Here is a 21,932-nt window from a genome sequence, read left to right as displayed (position 1 = left end):
CGGCGCCCGGCCGGGGCCCTCTCGCCGCCCGGGGCGCCGTGGGTCAGTGGCTGCCGGAGAGTTCGCCGGTGAGTTTGCCGTGGAGGTCGGCGCTGGGGTCGTTCAGGCCGGTGATCTCGACGGTCTTGCCACGCTGGGCGTACTTGGTCTCGACGGCGTCGAGCGCGGCGACGGAGGAGGCGTCCCAGACGTGTGCTGCGCTGAGGTCGATGACGACCCTGTCCGGGTCCCCTGCGTAGTCGAACCGGCCGACGAGGTCGTTGGACGAGGCGAAGAACAGCTCGCCGGTGACCCGGTACACCGCCGTGGTGCCATCGGGGTCCGTCACGGCGGTGACCTCGGCGAGGTGGGCGACGCGCTTGGCGAAGATGACCATGGCGGTGATGGAGCCGACCACCACGCCGACGGCGAGGTTGTGAGTGGACACCACACAGGCAACGGTGATCACCAAGACGGCGATCTCGCCGGCGGGCATCCGCTTGAGGGTCTTCGGCGCGATGGAGTGCCAGTCGAACGTCGCGAACGACACCATGATCATGACGGCGACCAGGGCGGCCATGGGGATGTCGGAGACGACCGGGCCGAAGACGATGCACAGCACCATCAGAAACGCGCCCGCGAGGAAGGTCGACAGGCGGGTGCGGGCCCCGGAGACCTTCACGTTGATCATCGTCTGGCCGATCATGGCACAGCCGCCCATGCCGCCGAAGAAGCCGGTGACGATGTTGGCGATGCCCTGGCCGATGGACTCGCGGGTCTTGCTGGAGTGGGTGTCGGTGATCTCGTCGACCAGCTTCGCGGTCATCAGCGACTCCATCAGGCCGACCAGCGCCATCGCGAACGCGTACGGGGCGATCGTCGTCAGCGTGTCCAGGGTGAACGGCACGTCGGGCAGCCCCGGCACCGGCAGCGAGGACGGCAGTGCGCCCTTGTCGCCCACGGTCGGCACCGCGACGGCCGCGCCGACGGTGATCACGGTCAGGATGACGATCGAGACGAGCGGTGCCGGGATCACGGTGGTGATCTTCGGGAAGAACACCATCATGGCGAGGCCGCCCACGATCAGCGGGTACACCGCCCACGGCACGTCGGTCATCTCGGGGACCTGGGCCATGAAGATCAGGATGGCCAGCGCGTTGACGAAGCCCACCATCACCGAGCGCGGGATGAACCGCATCAACCGGGCGACCCCGAGCGCACCCAGGACGACCTGGAAGGCACCGGCGAGGATGACGGCGGCGATCAGGTGGCCCAGACCGTGCTCGCGGTTGAGCGGGGCGATGACGAGAGCGACGGCGCCGGTCGCGGCCGAGATCATCGCCCGCCGGCCGCCGACGATCGAGATCACCACGGCCATGGTGAAGGAGGCGAAGAGGCCGATCGCCGGGTCGACACCGGCGATGATCGAGAACGAGATCGCCTCGGGGATCAGGGCGAGGGCGACGACCAGGCCGGCGAGGACCTCGGTGCGCCAGACCCTCGGGTCGGAGATCCAGTCGGGCTTCAGGCCGCGCGGACGCGCGGCCGGGGACACAGCAGTGGCAGCAGAAGACAAGGGAGAAGGAACCTGTCGTGCTCGGGCACGCCCTGCGTCGGGCCGGGGCGTGCGGGAGGATGCAGAGAGGCCGGGGCGGCACCCCGCGGGGCGGCTCCGCGCCATGCGGAACCCGAGGTCGGAGAAGGGCGGAGCGGGCCTGCGGCCCTACCTCACACCCGGGGGCGAGGCGTCACGGCGGGCAGGCGGCGGCGCCGGGCATCAGGGGCTCGCGCACACTTCTCTCCTGCGGGAACTCGGATCCTCGCCGGGGGCGCCATCGGCCCCGACACGGCAACGGCGAGGGAACGGAAGGCCGCCCTCACCACCGACAACCCTACCCTAACGTTAGAGTAGGGACCGGCGGCGCCCATCCGGGCCGAGACCGCCGACGGCGAGAAGGGCCGGAGGATCACGGGCGTGGACGGCAAGCACATGCAGATCGGCGAGGTCGCCGCGCGTACGGAGTTGTCCCTGCGCACGATCCGGCACTACGAGGAGACCGGCCTGGTCATTCCCTCCGCCCGCTCCCAGGGCGGCTTCCGCCTCTACACCGAAGCCGACGTCGCCCGGCTCATGGTCATCCGCCGTATGAAGCCACTCGGCTTCACCCTGGAGCAGATGCGCGACCTGCTGGAGGCCACCGACCGCCTCGACGCCGGCACCACCCTCGAGACCGACGAGCGCGAAGCCCTTCTGCAACGCGTACGGAGCTACCAGCAGGCCGCCACCGAGCAGGTGGAGAAGCTGCGCGTCCAACTGGCCCGCGCCGAGGACTTCGCCGCCACCCTGGGCGCTCGCCTGGAGCAGAACGCTCCGGCCGGGTAGCGGGCGCAGGCCCCGGAGCGCGCGTGCCGGCGCGCTCGCGCGGGACCGCTCCCGGCCCTGTCCCGCTCCCGGGGCGAGCGGGTGGGCGCCTGCCGCCCCGTCCGTTCGCGTCTCCCGGCCTGCGCCCTCGTGGAAGAGGGCGCGGAACGACGCATCGGGACAGCGGGCCGAGGCCCGGACGGGGGCCGGCTGCTGAGGGCGGACGGGCGGTGGACGCCTCGACCGACCGTGGCGGCTCCCGGGCGCGTCGGCGCACGCGTGCGCCGGGCGATGAGGGGCATACGTCGTCCAGGACCCCTCGGGAGGGACAACGATGGAAATCTCCGGCATCCTCAGCGCAATCGTGATCGGCATCGTCATCGGTGTGCTCGGACGGCTCGTGCTGCCGGGGCGGCAGCGCATCGGCATCCTGTGGACGATCCTCGTCGGCATCGCCGCCGCACTGATCGGTACGGCGGTCGCCGCGGCGCTCGGTGTCGCGGACACCGACGGCGTCGACTGGATCGAATGGCTCATCCAGATCGGCCTCGCCGCTGTCGGTGTCGCCGCCCTCGACCGTGCCAAGGCGTTGCGCTGAGTCGACTTCCACGCGCCTGGGCCCCTGCGGATCGGATCCGCAGGGGCCCAGGCGTGCGCGGGCGTCCGGTTACCGGGTGTTCCGTGGACGGACGGAGCCGGGGCGGCTCACGGCCGGATCTCGTACACGGCGTTGAAGCCGGTCTGCGCGGCCTTACGGAAGCGGGTGAAGCCCGCCTCCGCGGCGATCTCGCGGATCACCGTCTCACCGGCCTGGGCGCCGAGGGCGTAACCGCCCGGCTGCGACAGACCGTTCGGCACGCACAGGAACGTGGAACCGCTGTAGAACAGCCGTCCGACGGGGTTGAGGTTGTCCTCGACGCGGTCGGAGGCAGCGGGCTCGACCAGCAGCCAGGTGCCGTCCGGAGCCAGGGCCTGGCGCACCCGGCGCGCGGCGCCGACCGGGTCGCCCATGTCGTGGAGGCAGTCGAACATCGTCACGAGGTCGTATCCGGTGCCGCTGAAGGTCTGCGCCGTGGCCACCTCGAAGGACACGCGGTCCGAGACACCCGCCTCGGCGGCCTTCTTCCGGGCCAGCTCGACCGACTGGGTGTGGTAGTCGGAGCCGGACACGGTGGTACGTGGGTAGGCCTCCGCGATGAGCAGCGACGACGAGCCCAGGCCGCAGCCCAGGTCGGCGACCCGGCCGGCCGCGCTCAGCTTGGCGTCGACCCCGTCCAGCGCCGGAATCCACGTACGGACGAGCTCGGCCGCGTATCCGGGCCGGTAGAACGCGTCGCATCCGATGAAGACGTCCTCGTCGTGCTCGTGCCAGCCGACCCCCTCACCCGTACGGAACGCCTCGGTGATCCGCTGCTCGGCCCGCAGATATCCCAGCACCACGCGGAACGCGGCAGCCAGATTGGGGCCCTCCGGGTCGGCGAGGCAGTACGCCTGCTCCTCGGTCAGCGAGAACGTCCCGGTCCCGGGGTCGTAGTCGACGTAGCCGCCCGCCGCCTGGCCGCACAGCCATTCGGTCAGATACCGCTGGTGGCACCCGGTGCGCTCGGCGAACTGCTCCGGGGTCGCCGGGCCGTCCGCGAGGGCCTGGTAGAGGCCGAGTCGGTGGCCGATCACCACGGAACCCGCGGCACCGGTGGCACCCAGGTCGCTCACGAACCGCTCCAGGAACGCCGTCACGTTGTCCTGATCCATCACTGGCTCCTTTCCCTCCGCGACCGGCCCGTACCGGCCACGGCAGAAAGCCTCGGCGCGTCGCCTGTCACGGCTCTCGCACGGACTATCGTCGAGCTAACAGGCACATCCCGGTTCCCGGGCCTCGTCCTCGTGACCGGGGTCGTCCCCGTGACCGGGGTTCGCCCGCGGCCCGCTCGTGGTGACCGGTCCGCCGGCGAACCGCTCGCACTCGCTGCCCGGTCGTGTTCCCCGTCCCCTCACCGTCTTCCTCCGTCCCTTCCGCTTCTCGTCCTCGTACCGGGGGGTCCCATGGCAGTCGGGTGTCCGCCGCCGTCGGTCCGGGTGGAGGTGCTCGGGCCCCTGCGGCTCCTCGTCGACGGCGCCGGCGTGGAGGTGCCCGGGCCGAAACGGCGGGCCGTGCTCGCACTGCTCGCCCTCGCCGAAAGCCGGATCGTCACGGTCGACCGTCTCGTGGACGCGCTGTGGCCCTCGCAGGTACCCGATTCCGGCCGCCAGGCCCTGCACAACCACGTCTCCCGGCTGCGCGGGCACCTCGGCGCCGCCTCGGACCGGCTCGAGACCCGGCACGACGGTTACCGGCTCGTCCTCGGGGACGGCGAACTCGACCTGGCCCAGGCCCGTGCGCTCCTCGCGGCGGCGCGGCACGACGGGACCGGCGGATACGCACTGCTCCGCCAGGCGCACCAGCTGTGGCGGGGGCCCGTGCTCGCCGACCTCACCGGCGTCGGACCGATCGCGGCCGCGGTCGAGGACTGCGCGCGGCTGCGGCAGGACGTGACCGACGCCCTGATCGCACGGGCCGTCGCCGCGGGCCGGGCCGAACAGGTCGTCGGCCTGGCGGCCGCGTCCTCGGCCGCCGATCCCCTGCGCGAGCCCGCCGTCCTGCTCCTCATGCGGGCGCTCGCAGCCACCGGGCAGGCACCCCGGGCGCTGCACACGGCGCGGGAGTACCGGCGGCGGCTGATCGACGAGACCGGGCTCGACCCCTCCCCCGCGCTGGACGCGACCGAGCACGACATCCTCACGGGCACCGTGCCCCTCGCGGGCCCCGTCCCCCTCACGGAGACGGCGCACCTCGCGGAGACGGCGTCCGCACCGGAGACGCCCGCGTCTCCTCCGCCGCCGCCGCGCGCCGCGCCGCCGGCAACCGTCGACCCGGCGCCGTCCCCGCCCTCACGGCGAACCGGGGAGCCGGCCGCGGCACCGGAGCAACCGGGCTCACAGCCACGGCCCGACGCACCCGAGCGACCGGCACAGCCAGGGCCCGGCGCGACGGGGACACCGGGCTCACCGGCGGCACCCGACTCACCGTCCCGGGCGACCACCCCTCTGATCGGCCGGGAAGCACAGCTCGGGGCCCTGCGAGAACTGCTCGCGACCGAGCGGCTCGTCACACTGGTCGGGCCCGGCGGTGTCGGCAAGACCCGGCTCGCGCTGGAGGTCGCGCGGCAGAACGGCGCGGAGGCGGTGCTGCGCCTCGCGCCGGTCACCGACTCCGCCGCCCTCGCGCACGCCCTGGCCACGGCACTCAACCTGAAGGTCGACCGGGGCGACGTGCTCGCCGCCTGCCTCGCCGTACTGGCCGACCACCCCGGCCTCCTGGTGGTCGACAACTGCGAGCACCTGCTCGACGGCGTCCGCGACGCCGTCGACACGATCCTCACCGACTGTCCCGGGACCACCCTGCTGGCGACCAGCCGCGAGCCCCTCGGCCTACCCGTGGAACACCTCTACCGGCTGGCACCCCTCGCCCTCCCCCGGCCCGGTGACAACCCCGCGCAGGTCCCGTCCTCCGCCCTGTTCCTGGAGCGGGCCCGCCGTGTCCGGCCCGGTCCGCCGCCCACCGAGGAGGACTTGCGGACGGTGGCCGGCATCGTGCGCAGGCTCGACGGGATGCCGCTGGCCATCGAACTCGCGGCAGGCCGGCTGTCGACGTTCTCCCTGACCGATCTGCAGCGCCGGCTCGAACGCTCGCTCGACCTGCTCGCGGGTGGCACATCGAGCGCCGACCGCAGGCACCGCACGCTGCGGGCCACGCTCGAGTGGTCGTACGAGCTCCTGACACCGGACGAGCAGCGGCTCTTCAGACATCTGGCGGTCTTCCCCGACGGTGTCGACCCCGACACCGCCGAGCGGATCGCCGACGACCTGCGCCTCGGCGGCGACCCGGGAGCCGCACTGGCCCGGCTCGTCGACGCCTCCATGATCGAAGCCTCCTTCGCACGCGCCACCCGCTACCGGATGCTGCAGACACTGCGGGCGTTCGCTCTGGACCGGCTCGCCGCAGCCGGGGAGGACGACGCCGCGGCCGGCCGGCTGCTGGCCTGGGCCCGGGGGCTGACCGCGTGGATCGGACGGACCCTGGACTCCGCGAGGGAGGGCGAGGCCGACAGCGCGCTCCGCCGGGAACTCCCCAACCTCCGGGCCGCGTGGCGACTGGCCCGGGCCCGGGGGGCCGTGGACGACGCCGCGGCCGTCGTCACCGCCCTCTACGACGCCGTCACCTACCGCGACCTGGTCGAAATCCGTGACTGGGCGGTGGAACTGGCCGCGGACGACGCACTCGACGGCCACCCCCTGGCCGGCGAGGTACTCGGGACGGCGGCCGAAGCCACCTACCACCGCGGTGAGTACCGCCGGGCCGATCTGCTCGCCCGCACCGGGCTGGAACGGACGACCGGAAACACGGGTGCGTGGCGCTGCCTGTCGGTCCTGTCGGTGGCCGACCTGGCCCGTGGAGCGTACGAGGACGTGGTCGAGCACTCCCTCGCCGCCGTCGCGCTCGTCGGCCCGCAACGGGAGAACCTGGGCATCGCCGCCCTGGCCATGGCCTACTCGGGCGATCTGGAACAGGCACGCCACCTGAACGAGCGGGGACTGGCCGGTGCGGTGTCACCCTCGATGCAGGCGTGGGGCGCCTATGTCGCCGGGGAGATCGACAGTCTGGCGGGGCACAACGACGCGGCGGAGGAACGGTACGTGCGAGCCGTCGAACTGGCCCGCGTCTCGGGGGCGACGTTCCTCGTCGGGGTCGCGACGGTGGGGCTGCTGTCGCTGCGGGCCCGTACGGGCCGGGTGCACCAGGCGCTGGGCGGTTACCGCGAGGTCATCGACTACTTCGCCCGCAACGGCAACTGGACCCATCTCTGGGTCACTCTGCGCAACCTCGCCGGACTTCTCCGCCGGCTCGGCGACGAGGAGACCGCGGCGCTGATCGAGACGGCGGCCGACGCGGCCCCCGACGCGCCCGCCGTGGAGGGTGCCGAGAAGGACACCGGGGAGGGCCCCGAAGAACACACCCCCCACCCGGGGGAAGGCCGACCGCGAGACGGACCCGTCCCGTCCGGCACCCCGTTCCGCGGCGCTCCCGCCGTCGGCCGGGCGGCGGTGCTGGACGCGGCCCGCGGAGCGATCGAGCGGAACCTGTCCGGGGCGGCGCGGCCGTGAGGCGACGGCACGGCGTCCCGGAGGGGCCGGCAGTGCGGACGCGGATGGTACTGATCGGCGCTCCCGTGCAGCCGTACGCCACCCCGGCAGGCGCGCCGGCAGCCGCTCCCGCTCCGGCCACCGCCCGGCACACTCACCCCGCCGCCCGCACGGCGTCCGCCGCGCGCGCCACGTCCCCCGCATCCGGCGTGTCCGCCGTCTCCGGCACGTCTCCCGCGTCCTCGGCGTCCTTGGCGTCCTTGGCGTGCTCCGCTTCGACGAACGACTCGTCACCGACCCAGGCCGTGAAACGCTCCCGCCCCAGGAGCGCCATGAGCTCCGCCGTCTGGGTCCGCTGCGCCGCCAGCGCGCGCACCTTGCGGTCCGCCGTACCGGCGTCCAGCACCACGTCGACCGCCAGGTCACGGTCGGGGGTGAGCACCGGAAGGCCCGGCGGAAAGATCCCCAGGCGCTCGTTCAGCGGTGCCCAGCGCGGGCCCCGCCGCTCGGCGAACGTGGCGTACAGCAGTCTCGCCCCGGACGGGGCGGCCTGCCCGAACGCGGCCGTGGTCCAGGCCGAGACCGCCCGGTGGTCCGGATGGCCGGTGATGCCGTCCGGGCCGAAGGTGAGCACGGTCTCGGGCCGTACGCGTTCGATGATGTTCCGCAGCCGCGCCACCGCGCGCGTGCCGGGCACCGCCGCGCACCGACCGTCCGGGTGACCGAGCCAGTGGTGCTCGTGCACCCCGAGGATCGCGAGGCAGTGCGCCAGCTCGTACGTACGGGCCGCGGCCAGCCGGTCGGGCGGCCACACCTCCGGGTGCTCCGTGCCCTTCTCGCCCCGGGTCGCGGTCACGCACACCACACGCGATCCGCCGTCGCGGGCCAGCGCCATCAACCCACCGGAGAGGTAGGCCTCGTCGTCCGGGTGCGCCCAGACTCCGAGTACCGTCCCCAGTCCGGCGACGTCCGTCGCGGACTCGATCCTGTTCATGACCGTTTCTCCTTCCTGACGAGGGCCGTCCTGACGAGGACCGTGTGCACGACCCAGGCGGCTCCGCAGCAGACGACGGCGAGCGTCCAGAGCCGTGCCGCTCCCGCCGCGTCGACGACGAGTCCGCCCAGCAGCGAGCCGGCCGCGGACCCGAGGTGGACGGCGCCGCTGTGCAGCGCCAGCAACAGCGGCGGTGCGACCGTGCCCAGGCCGATGAGCCGGTGCTGCTGCGCGGGGACGAACCCCCACACCGCCGCTCCCCAGCCGGCCACGGCGACCGCCGCGCCCACCGTCGTCGCCGCCGTGTGCGGAAGCACCGCGAAGGCGGCGGCGGAGACGACCAGGGCCGGACCCACCACGCGGCCCGGGCCGCGCCGGTCGGCCACCGAGCCGCCCCACCGGGTCCCCGCCGTCCCCGCGAGGCCGAACACCGCGATGAACAGCCCGCTCCCCAGCGGTACCGCCGCCTCGGCCAGCAGCTGGGGGAGATAGGTGTACGTGCTGTACGAGGCCGTCATCAGAAGGAACGTCACGACGAGCGTCGCGGCGACCGCCGGGGACCCGAGCGGCCGGAGCGGTGCCCGTACCGCCGCACGGCGACGGGGGCCCTGCTCCGGGTCGCGATACGGGAGGAGCGGCCGGTGGCGGAGGACCGGCCGTGGCCGGGGCTGCCGTCGGCGAGGGGGCAACGGTTGCGGGGCGCGGTGCCCGGCGCACCCGGGACGCGGCGCCTCGCCGCCGGACGCGGGACGTTCCCCGCACTCGGGCGGGCGCGGTTCGTCGCGGGTGAGCAGCAGACCGGCGACGGAGGCGGCCAGGACGGCCGGCAGGGCGAACGCAGCCCGCCAGGACAGCATCGATGCCAGCAGGACTCCGGCAGGAGCGCCGAGTACCGTCGCGGCCGACATGCACCCGACGATCGTGCCGAGCGCGCGCCCTCGATGGCTCGCCGGCACGACTGCGGCGGCGGACGCGGACGCCGCCGGCACATAGGCCGACGCGGCAAGCGCTCCCAGCGCCCGCGCCGCGAGAAGCGCGGGAAGGGCGGGCGCCAGGGCCGCCGATACGTTCAGCACCGCGAAGGCGGTCGCTGACACGACCAGGACGTGACGCGGCGGCCGCACGGAGAGCAGCGGAGCGAGCAGGACCGCACCCACCGCGTACGTCAGTGCGAACACCGTCACGGTCAGTCCCGCGCCGCCGACGGAGACGCCGAGGTCCGTCGCGATACCACCGAGCACTCCGGCCACGACGAACATGTCGGTACCGATCGCGAAGACACCGGTCCCCAGGACCGCGACGGTGCGCCGTGCGGCGCGGGGCCGTCGCGGTCCGCGCACTGCCGGCTCCCGCACCGCGGTGGCGGTCACACCGTCGCCCATGCCGTCCTCCAGGTCCGTCTCCCGCATCGTCCGGGCACGGACTGGCAGCGCCCTACCGCGGCGCTGTCACCGTGCTCGGCCCCGGGTCGGTGGGAACCGGAGGCGCACACGCACGCGTCGCCGATCACGACCGGGCCGCGAAGGGATGTCGGCCGAGTGGGACGATCCGGGGCGGAAAGCGGGGAGCGGGCTGTGGCGGGCGAGAGCGACCGGGTGGGAACGGGGGCCGTACGGGTGTACCGGTGGACGGCTCCGCGACGGGCCGGGGCACGGCGGACACCTCGGCCCGGGGGCAGGGCGCGGTGCCGGAGCCGAGTGCGGTCCCGGGACGCGGTGCCGGTTCTGGTCTCCGTGGCCCTCGCCTGCCTGCTGGCGTTCCACTCGGCGGTGCCCGACGTGGCCGGCAACCCGGGCAGTCTCCTCGAGACGATCCTCCCCTGGCTCGCATCGGCCTTCCCGGCGCTGCTGTTCCTGGCACTGCTGCGCCGCTCGCTCGTGGCCGCGTGCGCCGTGCTGCTGCCGATGACGGTGTGGGCCTGCGTCTTCGGCGGCCGGCTGCTTCCGCCGCCCGGCACGGCCCGTGACGACCTCACCGCCGTCACGCACAACATCAGCGACGAGAACCCCGACCCGGCGGCGGCGGCGCGCGAGCTCGCCGGGAGCGGAGCCGGTCTCATCGCCCTGCAGGAGGTGACCGGTGCGGCCCTGCCGGAGCTCACGGCGGCGCTGGAACCGCGCTATCCGCACCACGCGGTCGTGGGAACGGTGGGGCTGTGGTCGGTACACCCGCTCTCCGACGTACGCCGGGTCGACATCAGACCGCAGGGCATCGCCGAGGGCTGGGACCGGGGGCTGAGGGCAACGGTCCGGCTCCCTGGGTACGGGGACGTGGCGGTGTACGTCGCCCATCTGCCCTCGGTCCGCCTCGGCTGGGACAGGGGCTTCACCACGGCGCATCGCGACGAGAGCGCACGTCTGCTCGGTGCCGCGCTGTCGGCGGAGCCGTTGGAGCGGACGGTCCTGCTCGGAGATCTCAACGGCACGGTGGACGACCGTGCTCTGGACCCGGTTCTCGCGCGGCTGAGTCCACCGCGTACGGGCATGGCGTTCAGCTGGCCGGTGTCCTTTCCCGTGGCCCGGATCGACCAGATCATGGCGCGCAACGCCACGGTGGCGGAGGTCTGGTCGCTGCCCGCGACGGGCAGCGACCACCTGCCCGTCGCCGCGCGTATCGGCTTCTGAGGACCGCGACCGTCCCTCGGGGCGGTGACACGACGGTCGTCCACGTCGTCGCACACGGCCTCGGGCGCCCGAGGCCGGGGGCTGTCGCGGCGGCCTCCCGACGAAGGCCAACTCATCGCAGGGCAACGGCGGGACGTGTTCGCACCGCGGATCCGCACCGGCACAGGGACGGGGGGCCCACCAGCGGGGATCAGGCACAACACCGCAGTGTCCGCGGCGGATGACGGTCCCACCGCACTCCGTCGCGCCCTCGCACTCACGGACGGTGTCACGACCACATGCCCCGAACTCCGGGCGAACGGCGTACCCTGCATCACAACATTCCCACCACCGGCAGCAGGCACAGCCGCGTCAGGAGAGCACCATGACATCGACGCCCACGGCAACACACAGCATCGAAGCGACAACCGCGCTGCTGCAGGCGGAGCTTCCGCAGCTGGAGGAGCAGCAGAACACACTGCAGAAGGAACTCGCGTCGGTCTCCGAGCGGTTGGAGACGGTACGTGCGGCTCTGGCGGCGCTCAGCGCGCTGTCGGCGACGGTGGTCCCGGCGCCGCGCGCCGCCCAGCCGGTCGTCGAGGCCCCCGTCGCCGAGGAGGTGCCGGTCGAGCCCGCCACGGACGTCGCCGCGGCGGCCGGGGAGCCCGTCACCGAGTCGGCCGTCCCGGACGACACGGGTGAGCTTCCCTCCGCGGTCCAGGACGGGACTGCGACGAAGTCCGGCCGTCCTCGTGCTCCGCGCAAGAGCGCCGCCGCCCCGAAGCCGTCCAAGGCGAAGAGGTCGGCCGCTTCCGACTCCCGGCGCCGTCCGGCGAAGAAGGCGCCCACCACGCCGGCCAAGTCCGTGAAGTCGAAGGCGAAGACCGCGGGCGCGGCGAAGAAGTCGGCGGGGAGCACGGCACCGGCCGAGGCGGCCCAGGAGCCCGGCGGCCTGACCGAGCAGGTCATCGCCGTGCTGACCCGTCACGCGGACACGGCCCTGCGGGCCCGGGACGTGGCCCGGGCGCTCGGCCGTGACGACAGCGCCGGGAACATCAACACCGTGCGCAGCACGCTCGACCGGCTGGTCGCCACCTCACGCGCCCACCGAGCGGGCCGCGGCCTCTACCAGTCGCCCACCGGCTGAACCGCTCGCCGCCCCGGACGCGTTGCCCCTGTCGCCCCGCCGCACCCCGCCCTGGAGTGCGGCCGTGCGGTGCGGGGCCGTCCGGAGGCGGTGCGGGGCGCGCCACCGGGACGGAGCCCCCTTCGACGGACGGCCGGGCGTCGCCCCGGGACGGTGCCTCCTGACCGCGGCCGGAAGCTGCTCGCACCGCGGTCGGCACGCCAGGGGAACCCGCACCGCGGGGAATCGCCCGATGGCACCCCGCGCAGTGGTAGTCACGCAGTGGGAACTCGCAGGGTGGGGCCGCTACGGACTCGCTTCGGCGGCCGGGGTACGGAGAGCGAGGAGGGCGATGTCGTCATGGCCGTCGCTCGGGTGGTTGTCGGCCAGTGTCGTGACGTACTCCTCCAGGGGAAGCGCTGCGTGGGTGACGGCGAGTTCGGCGAGGTCCCGGAGGCTGCGGTCGATGGGGTGGGCGGGGTGTTCCACGAGCCCGTCGGTGAAGAAGACCACGGTGGCGCCCGGGGGCACGGGGTGGGTGTGGTCGGGGCGGGGCAGTGAGGTGTCGACGCCGAGGGGCACTCCGGGTTCGGCGTACAGGTACCGCGCCTGCCCGTCGGGTGTGACCAGCAGCGGCGGAAGATGCCCCGCCGAACTCCAGTGCAGCCGCCACTGAGATCCGTCGGGCTCGATGCGGGCCAGGCTGGTGGTGGTGACGGGGTTGTCGGTGATGGCCTGCAGGGTTCGGTCCAGTTGGGCGAGTACGGCGCTGGGCGGGGTGCGCCGGTCGAAGAGCAGGGCGCGCAGCATGTTGCGGGTCTGGGCCATGGCGGCCGCCGCGTGCAGGTCGTGGCCGACCACATCGCCGATGACGACCGCGACGGCGTCGTCCGGCAGCATGATGGCGTCGTACCAGTCACCGCCGACGGAGTTGGGTTCGGTGGCGGGCCGGTAGACGGCGGCGGCATCGAACGGGCTCAGGTCGGACAGTCTCGGCAGCAGGAGCCGCTGGAACTGCTCGGCCCGGGCGCGGAGCTGCTCGAACAGCCGGGCGCTCTCGATCGCGATGCCGGCGGCGCTCGCCAGGGCGATGACGATGTTCTCGTCGTGGGCGTCGAAGGGCCGGCCGTCGCGCCGTTCGGAGAGGTAGAGGTCGCCGTAGATCTCGCCGCGGACGCTGATGGCGACGCCGAGCAGGGTGCGCAGAAGCGGGTGGCCCGGCGGGAAGCCGACCGAGGAGGGGTGGGCGGCGATGTCGTCGGCGCGCAGCGGCTGGGGGTGGTGGATGAGGTGGCCGAGGACGCCCCTGCCGCGGGGGAAGTCGACGCCCGCCAGGTCGGCGCGCTCCTGTTCGGACAGGCCGGCGGTGATGAACTGCTCCAGATGCCCGCCCGACTCGTGCAGCACGCCGAGTGCGCCGTAGCGGGCGCCCACGAGGTCCATGGCGGTGGTGACGATACGGCGGAGCACCGCGGGCAGCTCCACCTCCCGGCTGATGGCCAGCACCGCGTCGAGCAGGCCCTGGATCCGGTCCTTGGCCCAGGCCAGCTCCTGGACCTGTTCGGCGATCCGGCCGAGTTCGGGGACGGTGTAACCGCCGGTGCCCGGCGGCGGCGGGTGTTCGTCACCGGGCTGCGGTGGCTCCTGCCCGTCCATCACGACGGCCCGGTGGTCGGGCCCCGGCCGGGACGGCAGACCCGACGTCCGGATCCCGGTCCCGGGCCCGATCCTCGCCGCGGCTCCGGCTCCGGCTCCGGCAGGAGAACCGACTCGGGCACAGGCGGACGCCCCCGAGGCACCGGATGACTGCGCACCGCGTCGGCGTTGGTCGGTGCGGGGCTCATGCGAGGTGGTGTCCTTCGTCGTGCCGCGGGCATCCTGACCTGCGGGTGACCGGCTGCGGAATCCTCCCAGCGTGACACGGTCGATCGGTGCGGCTGCCCATTACTCCTTACGCGGCATGCCCCGCCCCGTCGTACCGGCGTCCCGGGAGCACGGCCGCGACCTCACCCGTTCGGCTTCCCGGTGCTGGGGAGCCGTGCCCGGCACGGGCCCCGGCGGCACGGAACCGGCGGGGCCGCGGGCCGGAGCCTCAGCCGTACCGGCGCAGTTCGTGGAAGAAGTCGTCGACGACGTGCAGTTGACCGGCGCGTTCCGTCTCGTCGTACACGTACTTGCCGACGGCCAGGTCGAGCACCCCGAGTCCGAAGGGCGAGAAGACCACCGGCCGGTCGTCCGGCACCTGCGCCTTGCCGGTCATGGCGTCGTCGAGGGTCCCGGTGAGGAAGTCCCGGTTGCCGGTGAGCTGCTCGGCCAGGTGCGGGGAGGTGTCGGCCTTGAGGCAGTGCTCGACGTCATCGACGAAGTTGGCCGAGGCGAGCAGGATCTCGGGGGCGAGGTCGCGCAGGGAGACGTGCAGCACGAGCGGGTTGTGGCTGAACCAGGACGGGTCGGTGACGTGCGGCTTGGCGGCGATGGTGGCGAAGACGACCATGTCACTGGAGCGGATGAGCTCCTCGGGGTCCTGGTGGACGGTGACCCGGCCGGGGGTGCCGGTCTGCCGGAGGTAACCGGCGAACCCGGTGGCGCTGTCGGCCGACAGGTCGTGCACGCCGATCTCGTCGAAGGACCAGCCGGTGCCGGCGAGAAAGGTGTGGATGTAGCGGGCGATCAGTCCGGTGCCGAAGAACCCGACCCGCGCCGGGCGTTGGGGCCGGGCGCGGCCGAGCCGGTCGGCGGCGAGCGCCGCCATCGCGGCGGTCCTCGTGGCGCTGATGATGGAGCTCTCCAGGCAGGCGAAGGGGTAGCCGGTGTCGTGGTCGTTGAGGATCAGTACGGCCGAGGCGCGGGGGATGCCGGCCGCGACGTTGTCGGGGAAGCTGGAGATCCACTTGAGGCCGTCCACACGGACCTGCCCGCCGATCGAGGCCGGCAGTGCGATGATCCGGGAGTTGGGGCGGTCGGGGAAGCGGAGGAAGTACGAGGGCGGGTTCACCGAGTCACCCGCGGCGTGCAGTCGGTACGTGGCCTCGACGAGGTCCGTGATCTGCTTCTCGCGATTCTGCAGGGCGCTTTGGACCTGGGCGCCGGAGATCACGGCGAACGGCGGCACGGCGGTCGGCTGGGACATGGAGGACTCCCGGGAGACGGAACTGCTGTTGGGTACGGTCGCGGTGGTGGACGGTTTCGGCCGGGTCGTGGTGGCGGCAGTGGCCCCGTGGTCCGAACCGGTCGGGCTCGAGGGGGAACCGGAGGTCGGAGAGGTCATCGCACGGCCGGTCCGCCCGCCGACGGGGCGTCGGTGAGCTTCTGCGGGTCCGCCATGCCGACGAGGATCTCGCGGGGGCCGTCGTAGGGCTCGCGGCTGTGGGCGGTGCGGATGTTGTCGACGAGCATCAGATCGCCGGGCTGCCAGGGTTCGCGGTCGGTGTGGGCCTCGTAGACCTGGTTGAGGGTCTGGACGACGTCCTCGCCGACGGGGTCGCCGTTGCCGTAGCGGGTGTTGAACGGCAGGCCGTCCTCGCCGTATTCGTCGACGAGGTACTCGCGGACCTCGGGGGCGAGGGTCCATTCGTTGAGGAACGCGATCTGGTTGAACCAGCAGCGTGCTCCGGTCAACGGGTGGCGCACGACGGCGCTGCGGTGCTGGCGGGTGCGCAGTCCGCCGTCGCCCTGCCAGGCGAGGTCGATGGCGTTGGCCCGGCAGTAGTCCTCGACGGCGGCCCGGTCGTCGGTGCCGAAGGCCTCGGTCCAGGAGGCGCCGATCTCGTCGTTGTAGCTGCGGGTGAGCAGCCAGCCCTCCCGCTCGAAGCGTTCCACCGTCGCCGGTGGCAGCGCCTCCAGCACGGCGGTGGCGTCCGAGACCCCGGTGACCCCGCCGGCGGCCGGAGCGGTCAGGCACGCGAACATCATCAGGCCGGGCGGAGTGAGGGCATAGCTGAGTTCATGATGCATGCACATCGGCTGGTTGGGCGGCCAGGCCGATGACGAGTAGACACCGCCCGCGTGGGCCTCCCGGGCGGCGAACGCTTCCCTGTCGGGCAGGAGAGCGCCACCGGCGAGTTGCCGGAACGCGACGCCGACCTGGTCCGCGTCGCGCAGTCCCAGACCGCGCACGAGGACCGCACCGTGCTCGGCGACGAGGGCGCGCAGTGCGGGGGCGTGGGCGGCGGTCCAGGACGATGTGTCGTCGGGGGTGTCGACGGACAGGACCGGCGGCCTGCCGGGCTGGAGGGTGACCTGGGGCAGGGTGGCGGGGGATGGCATCGTGTGTCCTTTCCTTGCTGCGGTGTTCCGTTGACTGCTGTGTTCGGTGTTCGGCGTTCGGTCTCGGTCGGCACGGTGTTCAGGAGGCGGGGGCGGGTTGGTCGTTGGTGGTGTCGTTGGTGGTGTCGTTGGTGGTGTCGGTGTCGGTGTCGGTGTCGGTGTCGAGGAGTGCGGCGAGGTCGGTGAGGACGGGGTGGCGGGTGACGTCCTTGAGGGTGACGGCCCGGTCCAGGGCGATCGCGAGTTTCACCGCGGACAGCGATGTGCCACCGCGGTCGAAGAAGTGGTCGCCCCGGCCGATCCGGTCCTCGGGCACACCGAGCACGGCCGACCAGGCCGCCGCCAGCCGCCGTTCCGCCGCGGTCGCCGGCGCCTCACGCCCGCCACCACCGGCCGCGGCCGCACTCCCGAGACCCGCCGCGAGCGCGGTCAGGGCCTTCCGGTCGACCTTGCCGTTCGCGGTCAGCGGCAACCCCGCCCCCCGCCAGTGGAACACCGAAGGCACCATGTACGACGGCAGCACCGCACCCAACCCCGCCGCCAACACCCCGCTCTCCAACGGCGCCACCGCACCGTAGAACGCCACCAACTGCGTCCCCGCCGCCCCCGGCGCGGCGACCACCGCACCCTCACGCACCCCCGCCTGACCCAGCAGCGCGTTCTCCACCTCACCGATCTCGATCCGGAACCCACGGACCTTCACCTGCGTGTCCCGCCGACCCAGGAACTCCAACTTCCCCGACACATCCCACCGCCCACGATCCCCACTGCGGTACAACCGCTCACCCGGCCGCAACGGATCCGGCACGAACACCGCCGCCGTCCGCTCCGGATCATTGACATACCCACGCCCCACACACACCCCCGAGAACACGATCTCCCCCGGCGCACCCAACGGCACCGGCCGCAACCCCTCGTCCACCACATACACATGCACATTGGCCACCGGCCGCCCCAGCAGCACCCGCCCCGGCACCCCCGTCATCACCTCATGGTTGGTGTCGTCACAGGTCTCCGTCAGCCCATAGGCATTGACCAGCGCGATCCCCGGCTGCGCGGCGAACCACCGCTCGACCAGCTCCCGCTTCAACGCCTCACCCGTCACCGACACACACCGCACCTCCCCCAGCCGCCGCGGCTCCCGCTCCAGCGCGGCCAACACCGCCTCCAGATACGACGGCACCACCTGCAACACGTTCACCCCGGCCCCGATGACCGTGTCCAGGAACCGCGACACATCCAGCACCGCGTCCTGCTCCACCAGCACCGTCCGCCCACCCACCAACAACCCCGCCACCAACTGCCACAAGGAGATGTCGAAGCACTGCGGCGCGACCTGCGCCACCACACCGCCCTCACCGATCCCCAGATCGTCGATCTTCGCGAACAGATGATTGACCAGACCCGCGTGCTCGCACATCGCACCCTTCGGCTCACCCGTCGAACCGGAGGTGAAGTAGATGTACGCCAACTGCCCCGCCGCCACCGGCACACCCAGATCCTCCCGAGCGTGCCCCTCGGCATACGCCACATCCACCAACAGCCGCTCCACCCCACCGACCGCGACCAACGCCTCGTCCAACGAGGCCGAACTCCCCGACTCCGTCACCACCACCCGGCACCCCGCCCGCGACAACGTCGCCGCGATCCGACCCGCCGGGAAACCCGGCTCGATCGGCAGATACACCCCACCCGCCTTGAACACCGCCAACACCGACGCCAACCAGTCCGCATTCCGCTCCAGCACCACCCCCACCACACCCTCCCCCTCCACACCCCGCACCCGCAGCGCCCGCGCCAACCGGTTCGCCCGCCCGTTCAACTCCCCGTACGTCCACTCCCGCCCCCCGTGCACCACCGCAACCGCATCCGGATGCATCCGCACCCGCTCCTCGAACAACTCGTGCACCCGCAACCCCGGCAACTCCCGCCGCCGACCCGCCAGCCCCTCCACCTGAAAACCCACCTCCTGGTCGGAGACCACGGAAGCCGGGGCCGTGTCCGGACCTGCGACCATCTGCTCCAGCGCGGCCAGGTGGTAGCCGGCGATCCGGCCCGCCGCCTCCCCGTCCAGCGCATCGGTGCGGAACCGCAACCCCAGCACCAACTCCCCGCCCACCCCCTCCACCACCGACACACGCAACACAGCACCGCCACCCACGTCCCCGTCGATCCCGTGGGGGTCGAACTCGGCTTCGGTGACCGGCCCCGCGATCGCCATCTGCCGGCGCAGGGACTCGACGGGGAAGTCCCGGTACTCGGCGATCCGCGTCACGGTGTCATGGGCGTCCCGGACGAGGGTCCGCCACGAGGGGACGTCGGTGGCCACCCGGTGCGGCAGCGCCGGAGCACCCGGAGCGGGAACCCAGCCGGTGACGGCCTCGTCCTCGCCCGACAGCACCGCCAGCACGCGCGCGTGGGCCGCGAGGACCAGTGAGGTGGCCGGGACCCCGAGCTCCTCGGCCAGTCGCCGCAGGCCCTGCGCGAGCTCGTCCGGAACCCCGGCCACGTGCTCCGCGCTCCCCGGCACCGGTTCGGTCGTCCACCTCGGGATCATGGTCAGCCCGCCGGCGCCGAGCACGTCGCGCCAGAAGTCCCGGCCCGTGTCCGCATGCATGTCCATCGCTTCTTTCCTCGGTTGCTCTGGTGGTGTGTGGGGTGACGTCGCGGTGCCGGTGGGCCGTCGGTGGGCGTGTTCCGGGGCCGCGGTGTGGTGGATGGTGGCGTTGTGCACGGCCTCGTGCTGGAGAGCCTCGTGGTCCCGTACTTCCCGGGCCGGGTTGCCGCCCCACCGAGCGTTAGGGGGAACTTCATGGCCGAAGGACTCACGGTCACGTTGCGTCATGCCGCCGGGGGCTGTCCCTGGCGGGCCGGCCGAAGGCCCTGCCTGCGCCCGATGGGGGTCGCCGGGGCAGGACGGGCCATGGGCCCCGTCCTCGTCACGGAACCACGAACGCATCGGTCGCACACCTGCAATCCGCACCATTGCACTGCCTTTTCCCTTGGAATCGTCCGTTCCCGGGCCGACCCTTCCCAGGCCGTCCCACGGCGGACCCCTTCTTGGGTTCCGCCGGAGTCGAACGCAATCCAGTAGGCCCCATCGGGGCTGGCCCTGTCCTGCTACGGGAATTCGCCACTTGACGCGGGAGCCGTATCGGGTCAGGCGGCGCGACCGCATTTCGCCGCGTGTCCGCTGATCTCGTCCCGTTCTCTCGATCACAGCGCTGACCTGCACAGACATCGAAGTCTGATCGACAAGCACACTGCGCTTCGATGTCAAGTCCCGAATTCCGGTGGCATGACGGAGGGTCTCCCGGAGGGCGTACTGGAGAGGCGTTCGGGCGACACCCGGACGGCTTTCGTCCCCGATTCCCACACGCCCTGGCAGGAGGCCGCCGTGCCTGTCATATCCGTCCCGCAGGACTTCAACGAAGACGATCTCTATGTCGACCTCGAGTCGTTTTCCGGGCACCCGCTGTTCCTGAAATGCGAGGGGTTCAACTTCGCCGGCTCGATCAAGCTCAAGGCCGCCACCGAGATGGTCGAGGCCGCCGAGCGCGACGGCCTTCTGGGGCCGCGCTCGATCCTGATCGAGTCCTCGTCGGGAAACCTGGGCGTGGCACTGAGCATGATCGCCGCCAGCAAGGGCTACCGGTTCCTTTGCGTGACGGACTCACGCTGCAATCTGTCCACCCGGCTGCTGATGGAGGCCCTGGGCGCCGAGGTGCACGTCGTCACCGAGCCCGGCGAGGGCGGGTTCCTCGGTGCTCGCATCGACCATGTGCGGGCTCTGTGCGCGTCCGACGACCGCTACGTATGGCTGAACCAGTACACGAACCCGAACAACGGCATGGCCCACTACCGCAGGACCGCTCCGGCCATCGCCCGGCAGTTCCCCGACCTGGACGTGCTGTTCGTCGGTGCCGGGACCACCGGAACGCTGATGGGCTGCGCACGCTACTTCCGGGAATGGCACCGCCCCGTGCGGATCGTGGCGGTGGACAGCGCCGGCTCGGTCACCTTCGGCGACACCCCGGGCCGGCGGATGATCCCCGGTCTGGGCACCAGCGTCCGTCCGCCGCTGTTGGACACCTCGTACGTGGACGAGGTCGTACACGTCCCGGAGGCCGACACCATCCGGGCGTGTCACCGGCTGGCGAGGCGCGGATTCCTCTTCGGCGGTTCCACCGGAACGGTCGTCAGCGGCGCGACGAGTTGGCTCGCCGCGCACGGCGACGAGAGTCCGACCGCGGTGGCCATCGCGCCGGACCTGGGCGAGCGGTACCTGGAGACGGTCTACCAGACCAACTGGGTCCACGACCTCTACGGCGAGCACGTACTCGCCCCGCCGGCCGCGGTGGCCCCCTCCCCCGTGGTCTGACTCCCCGGCCCGGGCCCGGGAGCGCCGCCTGCCGGTCGGCAGGCGGCAGGCGGCAGGTCCCTAGCCCTTCAGACGCTCCCGCAGTTCCTCACCGTCGGCGACGAACCACGTCTGTCGGCCACGGTTGCATTCACGGACGAAGTCCCGGAGGGCGGGGGCGGTTTCCGTGTGGGCGGAGATGTCGCCCACGATCGCCAGACCCAGCCGGTAGTTGACGAACTTCTGCACGATGTCACCGGCGACGCGGGTGCGGAGCCTGAAGAACGACTCGTCGAACCGCTCGGCGGGCACGGCGACCCAACGAGCACCCTGGTACATCGCATCACCGATGAGGTCCAGGGCGTCGGCTTCGCCGCCGATGGGCTTCCCCTCCGCGGTGCAGAGCAGCACCGGAACGTCGTGGATCTCCTCCAGGGTGGTCATGGCGACCCAACCTAGTTCCCACTGCGGTCGGGCGTCGACGGCATTACCGGCCGGACCGACTCCGGACCGGGCCGACGGGCGTGGTCGCCGGCACCCCGGCTGGACCTCGACACCCGCCCCGCCCGGCCCTCACGAGGCACGCCAACCGCTCCAGCCCACGATGTCGACCAGAACCACGGGGCCGGCAGGAGGCCGGCCGACGTACTGCCCGTACTTCGCCGTCAGCAACGCGGTGCAGCGTGCGGCCTCGGGGGACCGGCCCGCCCCAGGGAGCACACGTGCCTCCCCGTCCGCGCGGACCCACCACAACCGGTCCCAGTCCTCCTCGTAGTGGTCGACGAGCAGGCAGACGGCAGGGGCGGCCTCGATGTCGGCCAGGCGCCTGAGCCGAGTCGTGCCCTTCGGCTTGTGGTCCACGGCCGTCATCACCCTGTCGCCGTCCAGGACGAACACGACGGGGACCAGATGCGGACGGCCGGCAGTGCCGACCGTGGCGAGCCGGGCCACCCGGGCCGCCGCGAACCGCTCCCGTGCCTCGGCGCTCGTCAGGGCAGGCATCGCGCCCCGTCTCCGCGGAACCCGAACGACTCGAACGCGCGCTCCCGGTATGCCGTTCC

General features: G+C 72.7%; 16 protein-coding genes. 6 read left to right on the top strand and 10 right to left on the bottom strand.

Annotation, left to right across the window (positions count from 1 at the left end; all coding sequences use genetic code 11):
• Positions 1-43 precede the first annotated feature (43 nt).
• A complete protein-coding gene (locus O7595_RS31910) occupies positions 44-1,534 on the bottom strand; it encodes a SulP family inorganic anion transporter (protein ID WP_269732698.1) in 1,491 nt (496 codons plus the stop codon).
• Positions 1,535-1,954: 420 nt separating this feature from the next.
• Between O7595_RS31910 and O7595_RS31905 the strand changes: the two genes are divergently transcribed.
• Both O7595_RS31905 and O7595_RS31900 read left to right on the top strand, forming a co-directional pair.
• Positions 1,955-2,362: a MerR family transcriptional regulator gene (locus tag O7595_RS31905; RefSeq protein ID WP_269732052.1), complete on the top strand. Its 408-nt coding sequence runs from the start codon at positions 1,955-1,957 to the stop codon at positions 2,360-2,362.
• Positions 2,363-2,675: 313 nt separating this feature from the next.
• Entirely contained in the window at positions 2,676-2,939 is a 264-nt protein-coding gene (locus tag O7595_RS31900; protein WP_269732051.1) for a GlsB/YeaQ/YmgE family stress response membrane protein, read from the top strand.
• A 107-nt stretch (positions 2,940-3,046) separates the two neighbouring features.
• On the opposite strand, the gene O7595_RS31895 is transcribed toward O7595_RS31900, so the two are convergent.
• Positions 3,047-4,093, bottom strand: a complete 1,047-nt coding sequence (locus O7595_RS31895) for a class I SAM-dependent methyltransferase (protein ID WP_269732050.1) — start codon at positions 4,091-4,093, stop codon at positions 3,047-3,049.
• A 291-nt stretch (positions 4,094-4,384) separates the two neighbouring features.
• Here O7595_RS31895 and O7595_RS31890 point away from each other — a divergent pair, with 291 nt between their 5' ends.
• Entirely contained in the window at positions 4,385-7,543 is a 3,159-nt protein-coding gene (locus O7595_RS31890; RefSeq protein WP_269732049.1) for an AfsR/SARP family transcriptional regulator, read from the top strand.
• 133 nt (positions 7,544-7,676) lie between these two features.
• Here the strand turns inward: O7595_RS31890 and O7595_RS31885 are convergent, their stop codons facing one another.
• Together O7595_RS31885 and O7595_RS31880 are read right to left on the bottom strand one after the other, a co-directional pair.
• On the bottom strand, positions 7,677-8,516 hold the full coding sequence (locus O7595_RS31885) for a PIG-L deacetylase family protein (protein WP_269732048.1): 840 nt from the start codon (positions 8,514-8,516) through the stop codon (positions 7,677-7,679).
• Positions 8,513-9,925 carry an MFS transporter gene (locus O7595_RS31880; protein WP_269732047.1) on the bottom strand — a complete coding sequence of 471 codons (1,413 nt, stop codon included), beginning with the start codon at positions 9,923-9,925 and terminating at the stop codon, positions 8,513-8,515. Before O7595_RS31880 ends, O7595_RS31885 begins: the two co-directional genes overlap by 4 nt.
• A 288-nt stretch (positions 9,926-10,213) precedes the next feature.
• Here O7595_RS31880 and O7595_RS31875 point away from each other — a divergent pair, with 288 nt between their 5' ends.
• Both O7595_RS31875 and O7595_RS31870 read left to right on the top strand, forming a co-directional pair.
• Positions 10,214-11,140, top strand: coding sequence for an endonuclease/exonuclease/phosphatase family protein (locus O7595_RS31875; protein ID WP_269732046.1), 927 nt, complete (start codon positions 10,214-10,216; stop codon positions 11,138-11,140).
• Between the two features lie 364 nt (positions 11,141-11,504).
• Complete coding sequence (locus O7595_RS31870; protein WP_269732045.1) at positions 11,505-12,266, top strand: hypothetical protein; 762 nt, start codon at positions 11,505-11,507, stop codon at positions 12,264-12,266.
• Between the two features lie 285 nt (positions 12,267-12,551).
• Here O7595_RS31870 and O7595_RS31865 read toward each other — a convergent pair whose 3' ends face one another.
• The 4 genes from O7595_RS31865 to O7595_RS31850 form a co-directional block, all read right to left on the bottom strand.
• On the bottom strand, positions 12,552-13,901 hold the full coding sequence (locus tag O7595_RS31865; RefSeq protein WP_269732697.1) for a PP2C family protein-serine/threonine phosphatase: 1,350 nt from the start codon (positions 13,899-13,901) through the stop codon (positions 12,552-12,554).
• Positions 13,902-14,337: 436 nt separating this feature from the next.
• On the bottom strand, positions 14,338-15,375 hold the full coding sequence (gene sbnB, locus O7595_RS31860; protein ID WP_269732044.1) for a 2,3-diaminopropionate biosynthesis protein SbnB: 1,038 nt from the start codon (positions 15,373-15,375) through the stop codon (positions 14,338-14,340).
• Positions 15,376-15,509: 134 nt separating this feature from the next.
• A complete protein-coding gene (locus tag O7595_RS31855; RefSeq protein WP_269732043.1) occupies positions 15,510-16,511 on the bottom strand; it encodes a TauD/TfdA family dioxygenase in 1,002 nt (333 codons plus the stop codon).
• A 79-nt stretch (positions 16,512-16,590) separates the two neighbouring features.
• Positions 16,591-19,134 carry a non-ribosomal peptide synthetase gene (locus tag O7595_RS31850; RefSeq protein WP_332328336.1) on the bottom strand — a complete coding sequence of 848 codons (2,544 nt, stop codon included), beginning with the start codon at positions 19,132-19,134 and terminating at the stop codon, positions 16,591-16,593.
• Positions 19,135-19,908: 774 nt separating this feature from the next.
• On the opposite strand from O7595_RS31850, the gene sbnA reads away from it, so the two are divergent.
• Positions 19,909-20,892 (top strand): 2,3-diaminopropionate biosynthesis protein SbnA, encoded by a 984-nt coding sequence (sbnA, locus tag O7595_RS31845; RefSeq protein ID WP_269732042.1) that lies wholly within the window; start codon positions 19,909-19,911, stop codon positions 20,890-20,892.
• A gap of 60 nt (positions 20,893-20,952) precedes the next feature.
• Here sbnA and O7595_RS31840 read toward each other — a convergent pair whose 3' ends face one another.
• Together O7595_RS31840 and O7595_RS31835 are read right to left on the bottom strand one after the other, a co-directional pair.
• Positions 20,953-21,315 (bottom strand): DUF4180 domain-containing protein, encoded by a 363-nt coding sequence (locus tag O7595_RS31840; RefSeq protein ID WP_269732041.1) that lies wholly within the window; start codon positions 21,313-21,315, stop codon positions 20,953-20,955.
• Positions 21,316-21,444: 129 nt separating this feature from the next.
• Complete coding sequence (locus O7595_RS31835) at positions 21,445-21,873, bottom strand: TIGR03668 family PPOX class F420-dependent oxidoreductase (protein ID WP_269732040.1); 429 nt, start codon at positions 21,871-21,873, stop codon at positions 21,445-21,447.
• Between the last annotated feature and the right edge of the window lie 59 nt (positions 21,874-21,932).

This window comes from Streptomyces sp. WMMC940 (assembly GCF_027460265.1).
In the GTDB taxonomy this organism is placed as follows: domain Bacteria; phylum Actinomycetota; class Actinomycetes; order Streptomycetales; family Streptomycetaceae; genus Streptomyces.
Note: the sequence above shows the minus strand (reverse complement) of the source record. Positions and strands in the feature narration are given on the sequence as shown.

Bases quoted from the DNA above. Each gene is read 5' to 3' on its own strand.
- O7595_RS31900 (WP_269732051.1), top strand. From the start codon at position 2,676: ATGGAAATCTCCGGCATCCTCAGCGCAATCGTGATCGGCATCGTCATC.
- O7595_RS31895 (WP_269732050.1), bottom strand. From the start codon at position 4,093: ATGGATCAGGACAACGTGACGGCGTTCCTGGAGCGGTTCGTGAGCGAC.
- O7595_RS31890 (WP_269732049.1), top strand. From the start codon at position 4,385: ATGGCAGTCGGGTGTCCGCCGCCGTCGGTCCGGGTGGAGGTGCTCGGG.
- O7595_RS31885 (WP_269732048.1), bottom strand. From the start codon at position 8,516: ATGAACAGGATCGAGTCCGCGACGGACGTCGCCGGACTGGGGACGGTA.
- O7595_RS31880 (WP_269732047.1), bottom strand. From the start codon at position 9,925: ATGCGGGAGACGGACCTGGAGGACGGCATGGGCGACGGTGTGACCGCC.
- O7595_RS31870 (WP_269732045.1), top strand. From the start codon at position 11,505: ATGACATCGACGCCCACGGCAACACACAGCATCGAAGCGACAACCGCG.
- O7595_RS31865 (WP_269732697.1), bottom strand. From the start codon at position 13,901: ATGGACGGGCAGGAGCCACCGCAGCCCGGTGACGAACACCCGCCGCCG.
- sbnB (WP_269732044.1), bottom strand. From the start codon at position 15,375: ATGTCCCAGCCGACCGCCGTGCCGCCGTTCGCCGTGATCTCCGGCGCC.
- O7595_RS31855 (WP_269732043.1), bottom strand. From the start codon at position 16,511: ATGCCATCCCCCGCCACCCTGCCCCAGGTCACCCTCCAGCCCGGCAGG.
- O7595_RS31850 (WP_332328336.1), bottom strand. From the start codon at position 19,134: ATGGACATGCATGCGGACACGGGCCGGGACTTCTGGCGCGACGTGCTC.
- O7595_RS31840 (WP_269732041.1), bottom strand. From the start codon at position 21,315: ATGACCACCCTGGAGGAGATCCACGACGTTCCGGTGCTGCTCTGCACC.
- O7595_RS31835 (WP_269732040.1), bottom strand. From the start codon at position 21,873: ATGCCTGCCCTGACGAGCGCCGAGGCACGGGAGCGGTTCGCGGCGGCC.